Below are 17,140 nucleotides of genomic sequence, written 5' to 3' on the forward strand. Positions count from 1 at the left end.
CGGGCGCCGACGTCGTCGCCATGGCCGAGGCGGCGGCCGCGACCCGCCGGGCCGAGATCGTGGTGGCCGCCGAGGACGCCATCACGTGGGTCGGCAGGGCCGCCGCGGGCGATGTGATCGGCCTGGTCGACGGTGAGGTGGTGCTCATCGAACCGGGCGATTCCGAGGGACGGATGGTTCGCGCCGCCACGGGTGTGCTGGACCGCATGCTCGCGGTGGGCGGCGAGCTCGTCACCGTCCTCACCGGCGAACACGCGCCCGACGGCATCGCCGACGCACTCACCGACCACGTGCGCACCGAGCGGCCCGACGTCGAACTGGTGTGCTATCCCGGTGGGCAGACCGATGCGGTGCTGCTGATGGGTGTGGAGTGACATGGCGGTGTTGGCGGACAGGCTCACGGACGTCGTGGGCGCACGCACGGCGGACGCGCTGGCGTCCGCGCTCGACCTGCACACCGTCGGCGACCTCCTGCGGCACTACCCGCGGCGCTACGCCCAGCGCGGCGAACTCACCGACATCGCCGGGTTGGAGCTCGGGGAGCACGTCACCGTGCTCGCGCGCGTCGAGAGCACCACGAAACGGCCGATGCGCTCCCGCAAGGGATCGATCCTCGACGTCACCATCACCGACGGTCAGCGCAGGCTGTCGTGTGCGTTCTTCGGCAACCAGACGTGGCGCGAGCGGGAACTGCGGCCGGGCCGGACGGGCTTGTTCGCGGGCAAGGTCACCGCGTTCCGCCGTTCGCTCCAGCTCGCCAACCCCGAGTACGAGCTGATCGAGTCCGACGACGGGTTGTCGAGCGTGGACGACTTCCTCGCGCAGATCATTCCCGTGTATCCCGCGGCGCAGGGTCTGCCCTCGTGGCGGATCTCCAAGGCCGTGCACCAGACGTTGGAGATGCTCGACCACGAGCCCGACCCGCTGCCCGAGACGCTCCGCCGGGACCACGACCTGATCACGCTGTTCGACGCGTTGCACGCCATCCACCGGCCGCGCAGCGACGCCGAGCTGGCCGCCGCCCGCACCCGGCTCAAGTGGGACGAGGCGCTGGCCGTGCAACTCGTGCTGGCTCAGCGGAGGCAGTCCTCCGGGGCGCGCCCGGCGCCCGCGTGCTCGCCGAAGTCCGGCGGCATCGCCGAGGCGTTCGACGCGCGACTGCCGTTCGAGCTCACCGACGGCCAGCGCGAGGTCGGCGAGGCACTGCGCGCCGATCTCGCGGGCGAACACCCGATGAACCGCCTCCTGCAGGGCGAGGTCGGCAGCGGCAAGACCATCGTCGCGCTGCGGGCGATGCTGCAGGTCGTGGACGCCGGCAGGCAGGCGGCGTTGCTCGCGCCGACCGAGGTCCTCGCCGCCCAGCACGCACGGTCGTTGCGCGAGTTGCTCGGCGACCTCGCGAAGGCGGGCGAACTCGGCGGATCCGAGTGCGCCACGCGCGTCACGCTGCTCACCGGATCGATGCCCGCGAAGCAGCGCAAGCAGGCGTTGCTCGACGCGGCGAGCGGATCGGCGGGCATCGTCGTCGGCACCCACGCTCTGCTCGGCGAACACGTGTCCTTCGCCGACCTGGCGTTCGTGGTCGTCGACGAGCAGCACCGGTTCGGCGTCGAGCAGCGGGACGCGCTGCGCGCGCGTGCGGGCGACGACGTCAGTCCCCACGTGCTGGTGATGACCGCGACGCCCATCCCGCGCACCGTCGCCATGACCGTGTACGGCGACCTGGAGACGTCGTCGCTGCGGCAGCTCCCGTCCGGGCGTTCCCCGATCGCGACCACCGTGGTGCCCGCCGCCGAGAAACCGGCGTGGCTCGACCGGGCGTGGCAGCGGCTGCGCGAGGAGGTCGGCAAGGGGCACCAGGCCTACGTCGTGTGTCCTCGCATCGGCGACGAACCGCCGTCGGACAAGACCGAACGGCCGGCGATCGCCGTGCTCGAGCTCGCCCCGGAGCTGGAGAACGGCCCGCTCGCGGGCCTGCGGGTCGGGGTCCTGCACGGGAGGCTGCCCAGCGACGACAAGGACGCCGTGATGCGCGCGTTCGCCGAGGGCGAGCTGGACGTGCTCGTGGCGACCACCGTCATCGAGGTCGGCGTCAACGTCCCCAACGCCACCCTCATGGTGATCATGGACGCGGACCGGTTCGGGGTCAGCCAGCTCCACCAGCTCCGCGGCCGTGTGGGCCGGGGCGACGTGCCGGGACTGTGCCTGCTGGTCACCGAGGCGCTGGACGGCACCGCCGCCAGGGCGCGGCTCAGCGCCGTCGAGTCGACCACCGACGGGTTCGAGTTGTCGAAGCTGGACCTGGAGCTGCGCAGGGAGGGCGACATCCTCGGCGCGGCGCAGTCCGGCAAGCGCTCCGGGCTCAAGCTCCTGTCCCTGCTGCGCGACGAACACGTGATCGCGCAGTCGCGCCGGGTGGCTCGGCAGGTGGTGTCGGCCGACCCGGACCTGCGCGACCATCCCGGCCTCGCCGCGTTGGCCGCCCAGACGATCGACGACGAACGAGCGGAGTATCTGGAGAAATCCTGACGCCGTGTCCGCGAGCTGCGTACGCGTGTTCGCATTCTGCGTACGCATGTTGCCGTCCCACACTGCGGACACACGTGCGCGAGGCGCGGACACGCGTACGGGAAGTGCGGACACGCGTGCGTGAGGTGCGGACACGGTGTTCGGGGTACTCCCGACAGGGGATACGGCTTCGGCGCATGAGACCCGTCACTGGCCGTTGCTCTCCCTTCGAGCACGGCAACCGAGGTAACGTGCTCGCGACCGCTCCATACGAGGAAGGAACGGGAATGTTCCGCAAGGTACTCGTCGCCAACCGTGGCGAGATCGCGATCCGAGCGTTTCGCGCAGCGTACGAGCTGGGCGCGGGAACGGTCGCGGTGTTCCCCCACGAGGATCGAAACTCCGTCCACCGGTTGAAGGCCGATGAGGCGTACCAGATCGGTCAGCCCGGCCACCCGGTGCGGGCGTACCTGTCGGTGGACGAGATCGTGTCCGCCGCGCAGCGGGCGGGTGCCGACGCGATCTATCCCGGATACGGCTTCCTCTCGGAGAATCCGGATCTCGCCCGCGCGTGCGCCGACGCGGGCATCACGTTCGTCGGTCCCAGCGCCGAGGTCCTGGAGCTCACGGGCAACAAGGCGCGCGCCGTGGCCGCCGCCCGCGCGGCCGGTGTGCCGGTGCTCGGCTCGTCGGAGCCGTCTTCCGATGTGGACACTCTCGTCCGGGACGCCGAGGAACTCGGTTTCCCCGTGTTCGTCAAGGCGGTCGCGGGCGGCGGTGGCCGAGGCATGCGGCTCGTGAAGGACCGCGCGTCGCTGAGGGATTCGATCGAGGCCGCGGCCCGGGAGGCGGAGTCGGCGTTCGGTGACCCGACGGTGTTCCTGGAGAAGGCGGTCGTACGGCCCCGCCACATCGAGGTGCAGATCCTCAGCGACGGCACCGGCGACGAGAACGGCGTCATCCACCTCTACGAGCGCGACTGCTCGGTGCAGCGCAGGCACCAGAAGGTGGTCGAGCTGGCCCCGGCGCCGAACCTCGATCCCGAGCTGCGGGAACGCATCTGCGCCGACGCCGTGCGCTTCGCCCGGCAGATCGGCTACCGCAACGCGGGCACGGTGGAGTTCCTCGTCGACCCGGACGGCAACCACGTCTTCATCGAGATGAACCCGCGGATCCAGGTGGAGCACACGGTGACCGAGGAGGTCACCGACGTCGACCTGGTGCAGGCGCAGCTGCGGATCGCGGCGGGCGAGACTCTTCCCGACCTCGGTCTGTCGCAGGACACGGTGTACCTGCGTGGTGCGGCGTTGCAGTGCCGGATCACCACGGAGGATCCCGCCAACGGGTTCCGCCCGGACACCGGCATGATCAGCGCCTACCGCTCGCCGGGCGGGTCGGGTATCCGGCTCGACGGCGGGACCACGTTCGCGGGCACGGAGATCAGCGCGCACTTCGACTCGATGCTGGTGAAGCTCACCTGCCGGGGTCGCACGTTCGAGACGGCGGTCGACAAGGCGCGGCGCGCGGTGGCGGAGTTCCGGATCCGCGGTGTGGCCAGCAACATTCCGTTCCTCCAGGCGGTTCTGGACGACCCCGACTTCCGGGCGGGCCGGGTCACCACGGCGTTCATCGAGGAGCGCCCGCACCTGCTGACGGCACGGCATTCGGCCGACCGCGGCACGAGGCTGCTCACCTACCTCGCCGACGTGACCGTGAACAAGCCGCAGGGGGAGCGCCCCCGGTTGATCGACCCGGTCACCAAGCTGCCGTCCGTGTCGCCGGGCGAGCCGCCCGCCGGGTCGAAGCAGAAGCTCACCGAGCTCGGTCCCGAGGGGTTCGCGCGGTGGTTGCGGTCGTCGCCGACCATCGGCGTCACCGACACGACGTTCCGCGACGCCCACCAGTCGCTGCTCGCCACCCGGGTGAGGACGAAGGACCTGCTCGCGGTCGCCCCGGTGGTGGCCCGCACCCTGCCGGAGCTGCTGTCGGTGGAGTGCTGGGGCGGCGCCACCTACGACGTGGCGTTGCGGTTCCTCGCCGAGGACCCGTGGGAGCGGCTCGCGGCGTTGCGCGAGGCGATGCCCAACATCTGTCTCCAGATGCTGCTGCGTGGCCGCAACACGGTGGGGTACACGCCGTACCCGACGGAGGTGACCGAGGCGTTCGTCGAGGAGGCCACCGCCACGGGCATCGACATCTTCCGCATCTTCGACGCGCTCAACGACGTCGAGCAGATGCGGCCCGCGATCGAGGCCGTCCGGGCGACGGGCACGGCCGTCGCGGAGGTCGCCCTCTGCTACACCTCCGACCTGTCGGACCCCGACGAGAAGATCTACACGCTCGACTACTACCTCAAGCTGGCCGAGCAGATCGTCGGCGCGGGCGCGCACGTCCTGGCCATCAAGGACATGGCCGGGTTGCTGCGGGCACCCGCCGCGGCGCGCCTGGTGAGTGCGCTGCGCAAGGAGTTCGACCTGCCCGTGCACATCCACACGCACGACACGGCGGGCGGGCAGCTCGCGACGTACCTCGCGGCCGTCAATGCGGGTGCCGACGCCGTGGACGGCGCGGTGGCGTCGATGGCGGGCACGACGTCGCAACCGTCGCTGTCGGCGATCGTGGCCGCGTTCGACCACTCCGAGCGGCCGACGGGCCTCGACCTCGGCGCGGTCGGCGAGCTCGAACCGTACTGGGAGATCGTGCGCAAGATCTACGCGCCGTTCGAGGCGGGCCTGGCCTCGCCGACCGGTCGCGTGTACCACCACGAGATCCCGGGTGGACAGTTGTCGAACCTGCGCACCCAGGCCGTGGCGCTCGGTCTCGGCGACCGCTTCGAGGAGATCGAGGCGATGTACGCCGCCGCGGACCGTATCCTCGGTCACCTCGTGAAGGTGACGCCGTCGTCCAAGGTGGTCGGTGACCTCGCGCTGCACCTCGTCGGCGCGGGAGTGTCGCCCGAGGACTTCGAGGCCGAGCCGAACAAGTACGACATCCCGGCGTCCGTAATCGGGTTTCTGCGCGGTGAACTGGGCGACCCGCCCGGGGGCTGGCCCGAGCCGTTCCGCAGCAAGGCGCTGCGGGGGCGGGCCGAGGCCACGTCCACCGTCGAGCTGTCCGACGACGACCGGCGGGCACTGGCGAAGGACCGGAGGGCGACCCTCAACCGTCTGCTGTTCCCCGGCCCGACGACGGAGTTCGAGACCCACCGCCAGGCGTACGGCGACACGAGCGTGTTGCCCAGCAAGGACTTCTTCTACGGCCTGAGGCCGGGGGAGGAGTACCCGGTCGACCTGGAGCCCGGTGTCCGGTTGCTCATCGAGCTGGAGGCCATCGGCGAGGCCGACAAACGCGGTATCCGCACCGTCATGGCGTCGCTGAACGGGCAGCTGCGGCCCATCCAGGTCCGCGACCGCTCGGTGGCCGTCGACCTGCCCGCGAAGGAGAAGGCCGACAAGAGCAACCCGAAGCACGTCGCGGCCCCGTTCGCCGGGGTCGTGACGGCGACGGTGTCCGAAGGCGACACCGTCGAGGCGGGCGACACCGTGGCCACCATCGAGGCCATGAAGATGGAGGCCGCCATCACCGCACCGGAGGGCGGCCGGGTGGCGCGGCTGGCCATCAGCTCGGTGCAGCAGGTGGAGGGCGGCGACCTGCTGGTGGTGCTGGAGTAGCGCCGCCGGTCCGGCGAGGCCCGAGGGCCGGCTCCGCTGCGACGGACGGGCGGAGCCATGGCCTTCGGCCGTCGCGCCCACTAGCGTGACCGCATGCGTGTTCATGCCGTGGCGCAGTGGCAGGGAGCGGGTTGGCCGAACGCGGTGTCCCGGCTGCCCGCCGGATGCGCGGAACTCGCCTCACTCACCGAGGAGCTGCTGGACACACCGGTGTTGCGGGTGCCCGTCGGTGCCGAGGGTTCACCGACCGAGCACGGTGTCCGCAACCGTGCCGCGCTGCTGGACAACCGGACCGCGCAGCTGGCCGCTCTGGAGAATCCGGAGGGGCCCGTCCTGACCCTGGGTGGTGACTGCGGGAGCGACCTCGTGCCGATCGGGGTCGCCCGCTACCGGTACGGGCCGGGGCTCGGGGTGCTGTGGTTCGACGCGCACGCCGATGCGAACACGGCCGACACCTCACCGTCCGCCGCCTTCCACGGCATGGTGCTGAGGGCGCTGCTGGGCGAGGGGGACGACGAGTTCGTGGCGAACCCGGCGGTCGAACCCGGCCGCGCGGTGCTGGTGGGCACGCGATCGTTCGACCGGTCGGAGGCGGAGGCCGTGCGGTCCGGGCTGCTCCGCCACGTGCCGCCGCCCGCCCGGCCGGAGCAGGTGGTCACCGCCGTGCGCGAGTCCGGCGCGGAGGCCCTGTACGTCCACGTCGACGTCGACGTGCTCGATCCGAACGCGTTCGCGGGCACGCACTACCACGAACCCGGCGGCCTCACCATCGAACGCCTCGTCGCCTGCCTCGACGCGCTCGCGGAGTTCCGCGTCGTCGGCGCCGCGATCACGGAGTGCACGGCGTCCGACCGGATGGAGGCGTCGGCGCTGGTCCCTGTGGTGGACGCGCTGGCCCGCCGCCTGAGGGCCTGAGCACCACGCGTTGTCATTCTCGCACAAGGTGGCCGGAAGATTTCGTCAGATCAGCACGAAGACCGGCCGCGGCTGTGATTCCGGTGATACCTTTTTCGATCATCGTCGGGCCGGGACGTCGCGAGTGGAATCCCCCAGAGTTGTGGGAAGGAGCTTGTCGGTGTGACGGGAGGAGCAGCGGACGAGACCGCCGAAGCGATGGTGCTTCCAGGACAACTCGCGCAGATCATGCGACCCGAGCTGGAGAGCGTGGCCGACGAGATCGTCGCCGAGATCCGCGCCCTCATCCCGGAGTACCGCAGGCCCCTCGACGGCCCGTACGGCAAGAGCATCAGGGCCGGAGTCCAGCACGCGGTGTCGCTGTTCCTCGCCCAGATCGCCGACCCGACGGCGTCGAAACACCACGCCCACGAGGTGCACCGCAGGCTCGGCCAGTACGAGATGCGCGAGGGTCGCAGCCTCGACACGTTGCAGGCCGCCTACCGCGTGGGAGCGCGGGTGGCGTGGCGGCGGATCATGGAGGTCGGGCGCAACGGCGGGTTCTCGTCGACGGTGATGTCGCAGCTGGCCGACACGATGCTCGGGTTCATGGACGAGCTGGCCTCGGTGGCGCTCGACGGGTTCCTCGAGGCGAAGGCCGGCTCCGCCGACGCGCTCGACACCTGGCGCCGGCGGCTGCTCCAGCTCATCCTCGAACGTCCCGCCGTGCCGCCGGAGGCGCTCGACGAACTCGCGCAGCTGATCGGGTGGGCCACACCCAGGACCGCCACGCCGGTGGCGGTGCGTCCACTGCTGCCGATCAAAGGCGGCTACCGGCCACCGCTCGACGCCGACGTCCTCGCCGAACTGACGGGCGTCGAACCGCGCCTGCTCGTGCCCGGCACCCTGACCCGCGAGCGGCTCGCCATGCTGGAACAGGCGTTGCCGAGGTGCCGGTTCGCGGTCGGGCCGTGCGTGCCGCTGGATGCCGTCGCCGACTCGCTGCGCTGGGCGCGCAAGGCCCTCGGGCTCGTCGACGAGGGTGTGCTCCCGCCGCGCAGGGTGGTGTGGGCGCAGGAGTGCCTGCCCGTGCTGATGCTGCATTCGGACGAGGCGTTGGCGGCGCAACTGCGGGCCAGGCTGCTCGCCACGCTCGACGGCCTCACTCCGAGGCAGCGGGAGCGGGTGCTGGAGACGTTGCGGGCCTGGCTGGACGCGCAGGGCCACGTGCTGGCCATGGCCGAGAAGCTGTCCGTGCATCCGCAGACGGTGCGGTATCGGATGCGGCAGCTGGAGGCGATGTTCGGCGAGCGGCTGCACGACCCGGACGCGCGGTTCGAGCTCGAACTGGCGCTGCGCACGCTGCCGTCGGCACCGTGGCAGCACGGCGCCGGTCTCCGCCGCTCCTGAACCACCGTGTCCGCGTGCTGCGCACGCGTGTCCGCAGTCTGCGTACGGGTGTTGGCACTTCCCGTACGCCGGGGTGGGGCGTGGCATCGTGTCCGCGGCCTGCGTACGCGTGTTGGCGTCGCACGGCGCGGACATGCGTGCGTGAGGTGCGGACACGGGTACGGGAAGTGCGGACATGCGTGCGGGAAGCGCGGACATGCGTGCGTGAGGTGCGGACACGCGTGCGGGAAGCGCGGACACGGTGGGTCAGGGTTGGGACAGGTTCGTGATGAACCAGCGGTCGTCGTGGTGGGTCGCGGTGACCAGCAGCGTCGCGCCCGCCGACGTCGCGCCCGACGAGGTCGGCTCGGAGGTCGGCTCGGAGGCCGGTTCGGCATCGCCGCCGACGCCCCGCTCGGCGGTCTGGTCGAGGAACACCACGACCTCGGCCCGATCCGAGGTCAACGACAGCACGGCGGAGTCGACCACCCGGGTCGTGACGGAGAGCCGCTGCTCCGGCGCGTTGTCGCTGATCCGGGTGAACAGCTGCCGGTACTGCTCCCGCGCCGGGCCGCGCAGCAGGTCCTCGGCGGCGCGTTCGGTCGCCTCGACGTCGTCGAAGCGGTAGGTGAACACCTTGTTGACCCCCCGACCCACGGCCGACCGCACCTCCCGAGTGGCCTCGACGTCGATGTGAGCGACGTTGGTCGCGGTCTCGGAGGTCCGCATCGACCGGGCGAGCACCGTGCCCACGGCGCCGAGCCCGGCGAGCAGCGCCGCGACGACGAGGAGCGTGACGAACCGGCGGTTCATTCGGCCCCTCCGACGGGCACCGTCTCGAAGGACTCGACCTTCCAGTCGTCGTCGGTGTGCCGGAGCTGGGCGCGGTAGCGGGTGCGCGTGTACGTCGGTTCGGCACCGTCGCGGGCGTTCGTGATCTCCACCGAGGCCAGCAGCGTGGCGCGCCCGCGCGTGGGGTCGAACTCGCTGAGCGCCGCGTGCAGCACGGTGCCCGTGGCGACGGTGCCCGCCTGCTCGACGGCCGTGAGCGTCGCGGGATCGGTGTTCTTCAGCTCGGAGTGCAGCGCGCCCGTGGTGGCGGACAACCACCGGCGCACGCCCTCGTCGACATCGGTGTGGTCCATGGTCGTCAGCTCCGCGACGCGGTCGCGGCCCTGGCGCAGGGCGTCGTCGCGCGCGTCGGCGGCATCGAGGCCGTCGTCGGTCGCGGCGGAGAGCCAGGCGAGTCCTCCCCACACCGCGAACACGGCGGCGGCGACCACCGCGGCGATCCCGAGTCCGGTGAGCGCCCGGGTCACTCCTCGTCGAGCCACAGCAGGTCCTCCAGCGATTCGCGGGTGTTGTCGTCACCGGTGAGGACGCCGGGCCGGGCCACGAGCGGCAGCCCGCCCTGGGGTACGTGCTGCGAGGTGCGCGCGGGTGCGGAGCCGGACGGCAGCGTGCAGCGCGCGTCGGTGTTGAACGGCGCGTCGCCGGTGTCCTCGCCGTTGCGGTACCGGGTGCCCTCGTATCCCCGCACGCACGGCAAGGGTTCGAAGAACGACAGGGCCACCGAGAACTCGTCGCCGTCGAGGGCGGCCGACGTGGCGGCCGTGGCCTTCGGCAGCATCACGAACAGGTGCTCCATGCCGTCCACTCGGGACGAGAACAGGTGGGACGTCGTCAGCAGGTTCGCCACGAGCACCGACAGGCCGGGGTCGGTGTCGCGCAGCAGTGCGCTCACCTCGACGGCGGCCGTGGGGGCGTGGGCGATGAGCTCGCGCAGGTCGCCGTCCGCGTCGGCGAGTTCGGCGGCGAAGTCTTTGGCGTCGTGAGCGAACGACCGCCAGGCGTCGGCCGACTCCGCCTGGGTGCGCAGCACGGTGGCCCCGTCCTGGATGAGGGCGGAGGTCTGCGGCAGGTACTCGGTGGCGGTCCGGGTGAACTCGCGCGAGGAGTCGAGCAGCACCTGGAGGTCGTCGCCGGTGCCCTGGAAGGCGGTGTAGAGCTCGTCCACCACCGTCTGCAGCGACTCCGTGGGCAACGACTCGGTGAACGCGGTGAGGTTGCCGAGCAGCGCGTCCACACCCAGCGGTACCGCGGTCGACGTCTCGGGGATCACCGATCCGTCGGTCAGGTAGGGGCCCTGCCCGGTGCGGGGTTGCAGATCCACGTACTGCTCGCCGACGGCCGAGCGGTTGGCGACGACGGCCCGCGAGTTCGCCGGGATGGGAGGGGCGTCGTCGTGGAGCAGGAGGTCGGCCTCCATGCCGTCGTCGGTGAGCCGCAGGCCCTCGACCTCGCCGACGGCCACGCCGCGGTAGGTCACCTCGCTTCCGCGGAAGAGCCCTCCGCCGTCGGCGAGTTGGAGGCGCACGATCGGGCCGCCCGCACCGAAGAGCCGTCCGAGCCCCGCGTAGTTGGCGCCGACGAACGCGGTGGCGGTGAGCGCCACGACCACGAACGCGACGAGTTGGGTCCTGATGCGTCGGGTGAGCATCAGCGATCACCTTCCTCGGCGGGGGAGTCGGTGGTCGGCAGCGGGAGCAGGGGAATCGGCGCGGTGTAGCCGTCGGTGGGCACGACCTCGACGAACGTGTTGAGGTAGTCGCCCTCGATGCCGTCGAGCACGGTGTCGGTGAACGGGAACGTCGCGAGGATCTCCAGCGAGCGGGGCAGGGACTGCCCGGCGTCGGCGAGCCCGTCGAGCGTGGGGGCGAGTGCTTCCAGGTCGGCCACGAGGTCCTCCCTGGTCTTGTGGATCACGTCCACGGCGACGTCGGAGAGCTCGTCGAGCGACTCCAGCATGGTGACGAGCTGCTCGCGCTGGTCGCGCAGTTCCTCCAGCCCGGGGGTGAGGTCGTTGAGTGCGCCCCGGATGGCGTCCTCACGCTCGGAGAGGGTGGTCGAGAGCCGGTTCAGGCCGTCGAGAGCGGCCACGATCTCGTCGCGGTGGTCGTCCAGATCGGACACGAGGTGATCGACGTGCGAGAGGAACTCCTTGATCTCGGCCTCGTTGCCGGTCATCACCTGGTTGAGCTCGTGGTTGATCGTGCGCAGCTGGGCGATACCGCCGCCGTTGAGCAGCAGCGACAGCGCGCCGAAGACCTCCTCGACCTCGACGTGGCGGTTGGTGCGCGACACGGGGATGAGATCGCCGTCGGCGAGGGAGGCGCGGGGTTCGTCGTGGTCGGGTGCGGCGAGTTCGACGAACTTCTCACCGAGCAGGCTCGACTGGCGGATGTTGGCGAGCGTGTCGGCGGGCAGGTCGACGTCGCCGTTGACGAGCAGGACGACCTTCGCCTGCCAGTCGTCGCCGTCGGCGAGCTCGATCGACGCGACCCGGCCGACGGGCACGTCGTTGACCTTCACGGCCGCGTGCGGCACGAGGTCCAGCACGTCGTCGAAGTGCGCCATCACCCGGTACGGCTCGTCGCCGAGGTCGGCGCCGCCGGGCAGGGGCAGGTCCTGCACGCCTCCGAACTCCGGTGCGGCACACCCGCCGACCAGCAGGCAGGCGAGCACGGCCACACTCCCGAACGCGGTTCGTCGCGTCACCGCCCACCTCCCGAGGCGTTTTCCGCGTACTCCAGCGGGTTGATGCGGCCCTGGAGCGTGCCGCTGCGGGGGTCGAAGGTGTTGTAGGCGTTCTCCGCGGCGGCGGGGGCGACGTCGAGCGCCTCGGCGAGGGAGGCGCGCCGTTCCACCACGATTTGAGTGAGGTCGGCGAGATCATCCACACCGGACTTCAGTGCGGCGCGGTGGTCGGCGACGAACGATTGCAGGTCGGCCAGCGCGTCGCCGAGGGTCGCGAGTGCGGCCGACAGTTCCTCCTTGTCGGTGGCGAGGATGTCGGCCACGTTCGACAGCTGCTCGGTCGCCTCGCGCACCTGGGTGTCGTTGCCCGCCAGCATCGCCGTGAACGCGGCCAGCGACTCGACGGTGGCGAAGAGGTCGTCGTCGGAGTCGGCGAGTGTGCGGGTCAGGTCACCGAAGTTGCGCACGGTCTGCGCGAACGACTCCCCGTTGCCGTGCAGCACGTCGGCGCCGGTGTCGAGGAGGTCGGACAACGCCCCGTCGGCGTTGGCCCCGTCGGGGCCGAGCGCGGTGGCGAGGTCGTCGAGGCTCTCGTACAGCTCGTCGAGTTCCACCGGCACGGCGGTGCGCGAGCGGGGGATCACGGCGCCGTCGTCGAGGCGCGGGCCACCACGTGCGAGGTCGGAGAGCTGCACGTAACGGTCGGCCACCACGCTGGGCGAGACGATGAGCGCCCGCGTCTCGCGGGCCACGGGCGTGTCGGCGGCCACGGACAGCGTCAGCCGTACCCGCGACGGTTCGGGGGTCACCTCCACGACCTCGCCGACGCGGACCCCGAGCACCTTCACGTCCGAGCCGGCGTACACGCCGACGGCGCGGTCGAAGTACGCCGTCACGGTCTTGTCGCTCGGGGTGCCGAACACCCACCACAGCGCTCCGGCCGTCACGACGGCGGCCACGACGAGCACCGTGACGATCCGTGCGTTCCGTAGCCGATTCAGCCGGGTCCACACGGTCCTCACCTCCGATCCGGTGGTACGCAGGGAGCACGGTTGTCGGGAACGAGCCCGCACAGGTAGGCGTCGAGCCAGCGGCCGCTGCCCACGGCGTTGTTCACGACGCGGAAGTACGGTCCGGCGAGTTCGAGCGTCCGGTCCAGGTCGTCGCGGTGCCGCTGGAGGATGTCGGTGACGTCGTTCAGCGAGTCGAGTGTGGGGCCGAGTTGCTCGGCGTTGTCGGCGACGAGCCCGGAGATCTGCTCGGCGAGGTCGCGCGCGCCCGTGAGGAGCTGGTGGATGGCGTCGCGTCGCTGGTCGAGTTCGGTGAGCAGGAGGTTGCCGTCCTCGATGAGGCGTTCGAACTCGTCGCTGGAGTCGGCGAGCACGTCGGCCACGGTGTGCGCGTTGTCGAGCAGTTCGAACAGTTCGTCGTCCCGCGACGCGATGGTCGTCGACAGCGCGGTGAGGCCGTCGAGGGCGCCGCGGACGTGCTCCTCGGCGCCGTCGAACGTCTCGCTGAGCGTGCGGAAGCTCTCGGCGAGCCGGTCGGTGTCGATGGCGCCCGCGGTGCTCGCGAGGCGTTCGAACGCGGTGGTGACGTCGTAGGGCGTGGTGGTGCGGCCGAGCGGGATCGGCTGGTCGGGGTCGAGCACGGCGTCGCCGGTGGGGTGCAGGGCGAGGTACTTCTGCCCCAGCAATGTCTTGATCTTGATTTCGGCGGTCGTCCGGTTGCCGACCCACGCGTCGCTGACGCGGAAGGAGACGAGCACGCGGTCCTCGGCGAGCTCGACGTCGGTGACCTCGCCCACCTTGATCCCGGCGACGCGCACCTCGTTGGACGGCAGGAGTCCGGCGGCCTCGGAGAACTCGGCCTGGTAGGTCGTGCCGCCTCCGACGAGTGGCAGGTACTCGTAGTTGACCGTCGCGACGGTGACACCGGCCAGCAGGACCGTGCCCACGACGCCGAGGGTCAGCGGGTTGCGTTCGCGGAAGGACGTCATCGGCCGCACCTCGCGGGCAGGGGTCCGTCGTGGATACCGGTGGGGGGATCGGTGAGCAGCACCGCTTCGCAGAGGTAGACGTTGAGGAACGAGCCGTAGGAGGCGGTGCGGCCGATCGCGGTGAACTTCTCCGGCGTGGTGACGAGGAACCGTTCCAGGTCGTCCGAACCGGACACCAGGGTGTCGGACACCTCGCCCAGTTCGGCGATGCTCTCCTTGAGCGGCCGGCGCGCCAGGTCGAACAGCCCGGCCGTGGCCGTGGTGAGCTCCGCCATGCCCTCGACGGACTCGCCGATGGCCGCGCGGTCGTCGGCGAGCCCGGACACGAGGTCCTGCAGCGTCGACACGAGTGTGGTGAGGGCGTCGCCCTCGGTGTTGATGGTGTCGAGCACCGAGTTGAGGTTCGTGATCACCTCGCCGATCACCTTGTCGCGGTCGGCGAGTGTGGCGGTCAACGAGCCGGTGTGGGCGAGCAGGCTCTCCACGGTGCCGCTCTCGCCCTGCAACACCTGGACGATCTCGCCGGAGAGCTGGTTGACCTCCTCCGGGTCGAGCGCGGAGAACAGCGGCTGGAAGCCCTGGAACAGTTCGGTGAGGTCCAACGCCGGTCGAGTGCGGTCCAGGGGGATCTCCGCGCCCGGGTCGAGATGCGCGGGCTCGGGGTACTCGCCGCGTTCGAGGGCGACGTAGCGCTGGCCCAGCATGTTGCGGTAGCGGATGATCGCCGTGGTGTCGGCGGGAAGCCGTCGGCCCGACTCCACCGAGAAGTGCACGCGGGCGAGGTGCCGGTCGACGATCTCCAACTCGTCCACCTGCCCGACGCGTACTCCCGCGATCCGCACGTCGTCGCCCGGGTTGAGCGAGGTGACGTCGGTGAACCGCGCGCTGTACGAGGTCCGGTCGTCCACCCCGACGTTCGAGATCGACAGCGCGAGTAACGCCGTCGCGACCGTGGTCACCAGGATGAACGCGAGTCCCTTGAGCAGGGGACCGGCCAGATTTCTCACTTCAGGGTCACCTCCGTGCCCCGGTAGACGGGTCCCACGAGGACACTGCTCCACTCGGGCACCCGGTCGACGCCGACGCCGAGCTCCCCGGCGAGCAGGGTGGACAGCAGCTGACGTTCCTGGGGTGAGTTCGGCAGCCCGAGGTCCACGTCGTCGCCGCCGCGGTCGGGAACCAGTGCCTCGGCACCCTGTTCGGGCCGGGAAGGCGCCATGCCTTCGCGTGGAGTGACGCCGCTGGGATAGCAGCGCGGCCCGGTGTCGGCGGTGTAGGCGGGATCGTCGGCACCGGGGACGTACGCGCCACGCGGTTCGGTGACGAGACTGCCCTGCATGCGCAGTCCCGGCTTGTCCGTGCCCTTGCCCAGGACGGCGTCCATGGCGGGGGTCAACTCGTCGAGCGCGCGCAGCGTGCAGGCGAAGCTCGGCGAGTAGCGGGCGGCGACCTCCAGCGGCGCTCGGCTCTCGGCGGACAGGCGGATGAGGTTGTCGGCGTTGGCGTGCAGGAACGCGCTGACGTCGCCCGAGGTCGTGGTCACCTGCGCGTACAGGCCGCGCAGTTCGGGTCCCTGCTCCTCCACCGTGCCGAGCGTCACCGCGGTGTCGGTGAGCGCGTCGAGCAGGTCGGGGGAGATGTCGCCGTAGAGCTGGGCCACCTCGCCGAGGTCGCGGATGTTCTCGTGCAGCGCGGGCAGGTTCGGATTGAACTCCTCCAGGTAGTTCGCCGCCTGCACCAACGTGTCGCCGAGCTGCTCACCACGCCCGTCGAGGGCGGTGGCCACGGCGCTGAGGGTGCTGGAGAGCTTGTGCGGTTGCACGGACTGGAGCACGGGAAGCAGCTCGTCGAACGCGCGCTCCAGCTCGACCGCGTTCTCCGAACGGTCCTGGTCGATCACGTCGCCGTCGGCCAGCGGCGCGGCGGTCGAGTCGTCGGGAATGGACAGCTGCACGTACCGCTCGCCGAACAGCGTCTTCGGCACGAGCAGGGCCGTCACGTCCTTCGGCAGGCGCGACACGGTGTCGGGGTCGAGGGCCAGCTCGATCTCGGCGCCGTCGGGCACCGCCGTGATCGAGCGGACCTCGCCGACGAGCACGCCGCGGGCCTTGACGTCGGAGTACTGCCGCAGCTGGTTGCCCACGCGGTCGGTCTGCAGCGTGACCGACACCGACGTCGTGAACTCCTTGTCGTAGATGCGCACCGACAGATCCACCAGCAGCACGAGGACGAGGCAGAACACGACTCCCGTGAGCCGGACTCCGAGCTTGCGCAGTCGTGTCGTCCTCATCCCGCCACCCGCACGGTCGTCGTGGCACCCCAGATGGCGAGGCTGGCGAAGAAGTCCAGCAGGGCCACCGCCACGATGGCGGTGCGGACCCCACGGCCGACGGCGACTCCGACCCCCGCCGGACCGCCTCGGGCGTGGTAGCCGTAGTAGCAGTGCGTCAGCACCACCACGACGCTGAAGATGAGCACCTTCCCGAACGACCAGAGGACGTCCTCGGGCGGGAGGAAGAGCGAGAAGTAGTGGTCGTAGGTGCCTTCGGACTGGCCGTAGAACCACACCGTGATCTGGCGTGACGCCACGTACGACGTCAGCAGCCCGACGGCGTAGAGCGGGATGATCGCGCAGAACCCGGCGATGATGCGGGTGGTCACGAGGTACGGCACACTCGGCACACCCATCACCTCCAGCGCGTCGACCTCCTCGGAGATCCGCATCGCACCGAGCTGGGCCGTGAACCCGCAGCCCACGGTCGCCGACAGCGCGAGGCCCGCGACGAGCGGCGCGATCTCGCGGGTGTTGAAGTACGCGGAGATGAAGCCCGCGAACGCCGCCGTGCCCACCTGGTTCATGGCTGTGTAGCCCTGCAGGCCCACGACCACCCCGGTGAACATGGTCATGCCGACCATGACGCCGACCGTGCCGCCGATCACCGCGAGCGCGCCGCTGCCGAAGCTCACCTCGGCGAGCAGCCGCACGATCTCGCGTGGATAGCGCCGCAGCGCGCGGGGAACCCAGGCCAGGGCCCGCAGGCTGAACAGCACCGCTTCGCCGATGGTGTCCAGGAACGACAGTCTCCGGTCGAGACTCGCCAGCCCTCGGACGGCGCGCGGCCGTGCAGGTGTGGTCGTCACG

At 70.9% G+C, this 17,140-nt stretch carries 13 protein-coding genes and 1 pseudogene; 5 read left to right on the top strand and 9 right to left on the bottom strand.

The window, feature by feature from the left end; translation table 11 throughout:
* The 5 genes and pseudogenes from SACAZDRAFT_RS18225 to SACAZDRAFT_RS18245 all read left to right on the top strand — a co-directional run.
* Positions 1-374, top strand: a pseudogene (locus tag SACAZDRAFT_RS18225) (DAK2 domain-containing protein); the annotation flags it as partial.
* A 1-nt stretch (position 375) separates the two neighbouring features.
* Positions 376-2,529 (top strand): ATP-dependent DNA helicase RecG, encoded by a 2,154-nt coding sequence (gene recG / locus SACAZDRAFT_RS18230; protein ID WP_005444120.1) that lies wholly within the window; start codon positions 376-378, stop codon positions 2,527-2,529.
* Between the two features lie 266 nt (positions 2,530-2,795).
* A complete protein-coding gene (locus SACAZDRAFT_RS18235; protein ID WP_005444121.1) occupies positions 2,796-6,179 on the top strand; it encodes a pyruvate carboxylase in 3,384 nt (1,127 codons plus the stop codon).
* A gap of 93 nt (positions 6,180-6,272) precedes the next feature.
* On the top strand, positions 6,273-7,094 hold the full coding sequence (locus tag SACAZDRAFT_RS18240) for an arginase family protein (RefSeq protein ID WP_005444122.1): 822 nt from the start codon (positions 6,273-6,275) through the stop codon (positions 7,092-7,094).
* 198 nt (positions 7,095-7,292) lie between these two features.
* Positions 7,293-8,483 (top strand): PucR family transcriptional regulator, encoded by a 1,191-nt coding sequence (locus tag SACAZDRAFT_RS18245; RefSeq protein ID WP_232286435.1) that lies wholly within the window; start codon positions 7,293-7,295, stop codon positions 8,481-8,483.
* Between the two features lie 246 nt (positions 8,484-8,729).
* Here SACAZDRAFT_RS18245 and SACAZDRAFT_RS18250 read toward each other — a convergent pair whose 3' ends face one another.
* Genes SACAZDRAFT_RS18250 through SACAZDRAFT_RS18290 form a run of 9 tightly spaced genes read right to left on the bottom strand, consistent with a single transcriptional unit; the run spans position 8,730 to position 17,139 of the window.
* Positions 8,730-9,275 (bottom strand): hypothetical protein, encoded by a 546-nt coding sequence (locus SACAZDRAFT_RS18250; protein ID WP_005444124.1) that lies wholly within the window; start codon positions 9,273-9,275, stop codon positions 8,730-8,732.
* Complete coding sequence (locus SACAZDRAFT_RS18255) at positions 9,272-9,796, bottom strand: hypothetical protein (protein WP_005444125.1); 525 nt, start codon at positions 9,794-9,796, stop codon at positions 9,272-9,274. Before SACAZDRAFT_RS18255 ends, SACAZDRAFT_RS18250 begins: the two co-directional genes overlap by 4 nt.
* On the bottom strand, positions 9,778-10,962 hold the full coding sequence (locus SACAZDRAFT_RS18260) for an MCE family protein (RefSeq protein WP_005444126.1): 1,185 nt from the start codon (positions 10,960-10,962) through the stop codon (positions 9,778-9,780). Before SACAZDRAFT_RS18260 ends, SACAZDRAFT_RS18255 begins: the two co-directional genes overlap by 19 nt.
* Positions 10,962-12,020 carry an MCE family protein gene (locus tag SACAZDRAFT_RS18265; protein WP_005444127.1) on the bottom strand — a complete coding sequence of 353 codons (1,059 nt, stop codon included), beginning with the start codon at positions 12,018-12,020 and terminating at the stop codon, positions 10,962-10,964. The genes SACAZDRAFT_RS18260 and SACAZDRAFT_RS18265 overlap by 1 nt, the downstream gene beginning before the upstream one ends.
* Positions 12,017-13,012 carry an MCE family protein gene (locus SACAZDRAFT_RS18270; protein ID WP_005444128.1) on the bottom strand — a complete coding sequence of 332 codons (996 nt, stop codon included), beginning with the start codon at positions 13,010-13,012 and terminating at the stop codon, positions 12,017-12,019. Before SACAZDRAFT_RS18270 ends, SACAZDRAFT_RS18265 begins: the two co-directional genes overlap by 4 nt.
* Positions 13,013-13,017: 5 nt before the next feature.
* Positions 13,018-13,998, bottom strand: coding sequence for an MCE family protein (locus tag SACAZDRAFT_RS18275; protein WP_005444129.1), 981 nt, complete (start codon positions 13,996-13,998; stop codon positions 13,018-13,020).
* The gene (locus SACAZDRAFT_RS18280) at positions 13,995-15,005 is read right to left on the bottom strand and encodes an MCE family protein (protein WP_005444130.1); all 1,011 of its coding nucleotides are present in this window, start codon (positions 15,003-15,005) and stop codon (positions 13,995-13,997) included. The genes SACAZDRAFT_RS18275 and SACAZDRAFT_RS18280 overlap by 4 nt, the downstream gene beginning before the upstream one ends.
* Positions 15,002-16,288 carry an MCE family protein gene (locus tag SACAZDRAFT_RS18285; protein WP_005444131.1) on the bottom strand — a complete coding sequence of 429 codons (1,287 nt, stop codon included), beginning with the start codon at positions 16,286-16,288 and terminating at the stop codon, positions 15,002-15,004. Before SACAZDRAFT_RS18285 ends, SACAZDRAFT_RS18280 begins: the two co-directional genes overlap by 4 nt.
* Positions 16,285-17,139 (bottom strand): MlaE family ABC transporter permease, encoded by an 855-nt coding sequence (locus SACAZDRAFT_RS18290; RefSeq protein WP_005444132.1) that lies wholly within the window; start codon positions 17,137-17,139, stop codon positions 16,285-16,287. The genes SACAZDRAFT_RS18285 and SACAZDRAFT_RS18290 overlap by 4 nt, the downstream gene beginning before the upstream one ends.
* Position 17,140 lies beyond the last annotated feature (1 nt).

Source organism: Saccharomonospora azurea NA-128 (assembly GCF_000231055.2).
GTDB lineage: Bacteria > Actinomycetota > Actinomycetes > Mycobacteriales > Pseudonocardiaceae > Saccharomonospora > Saccharomonospora azurea.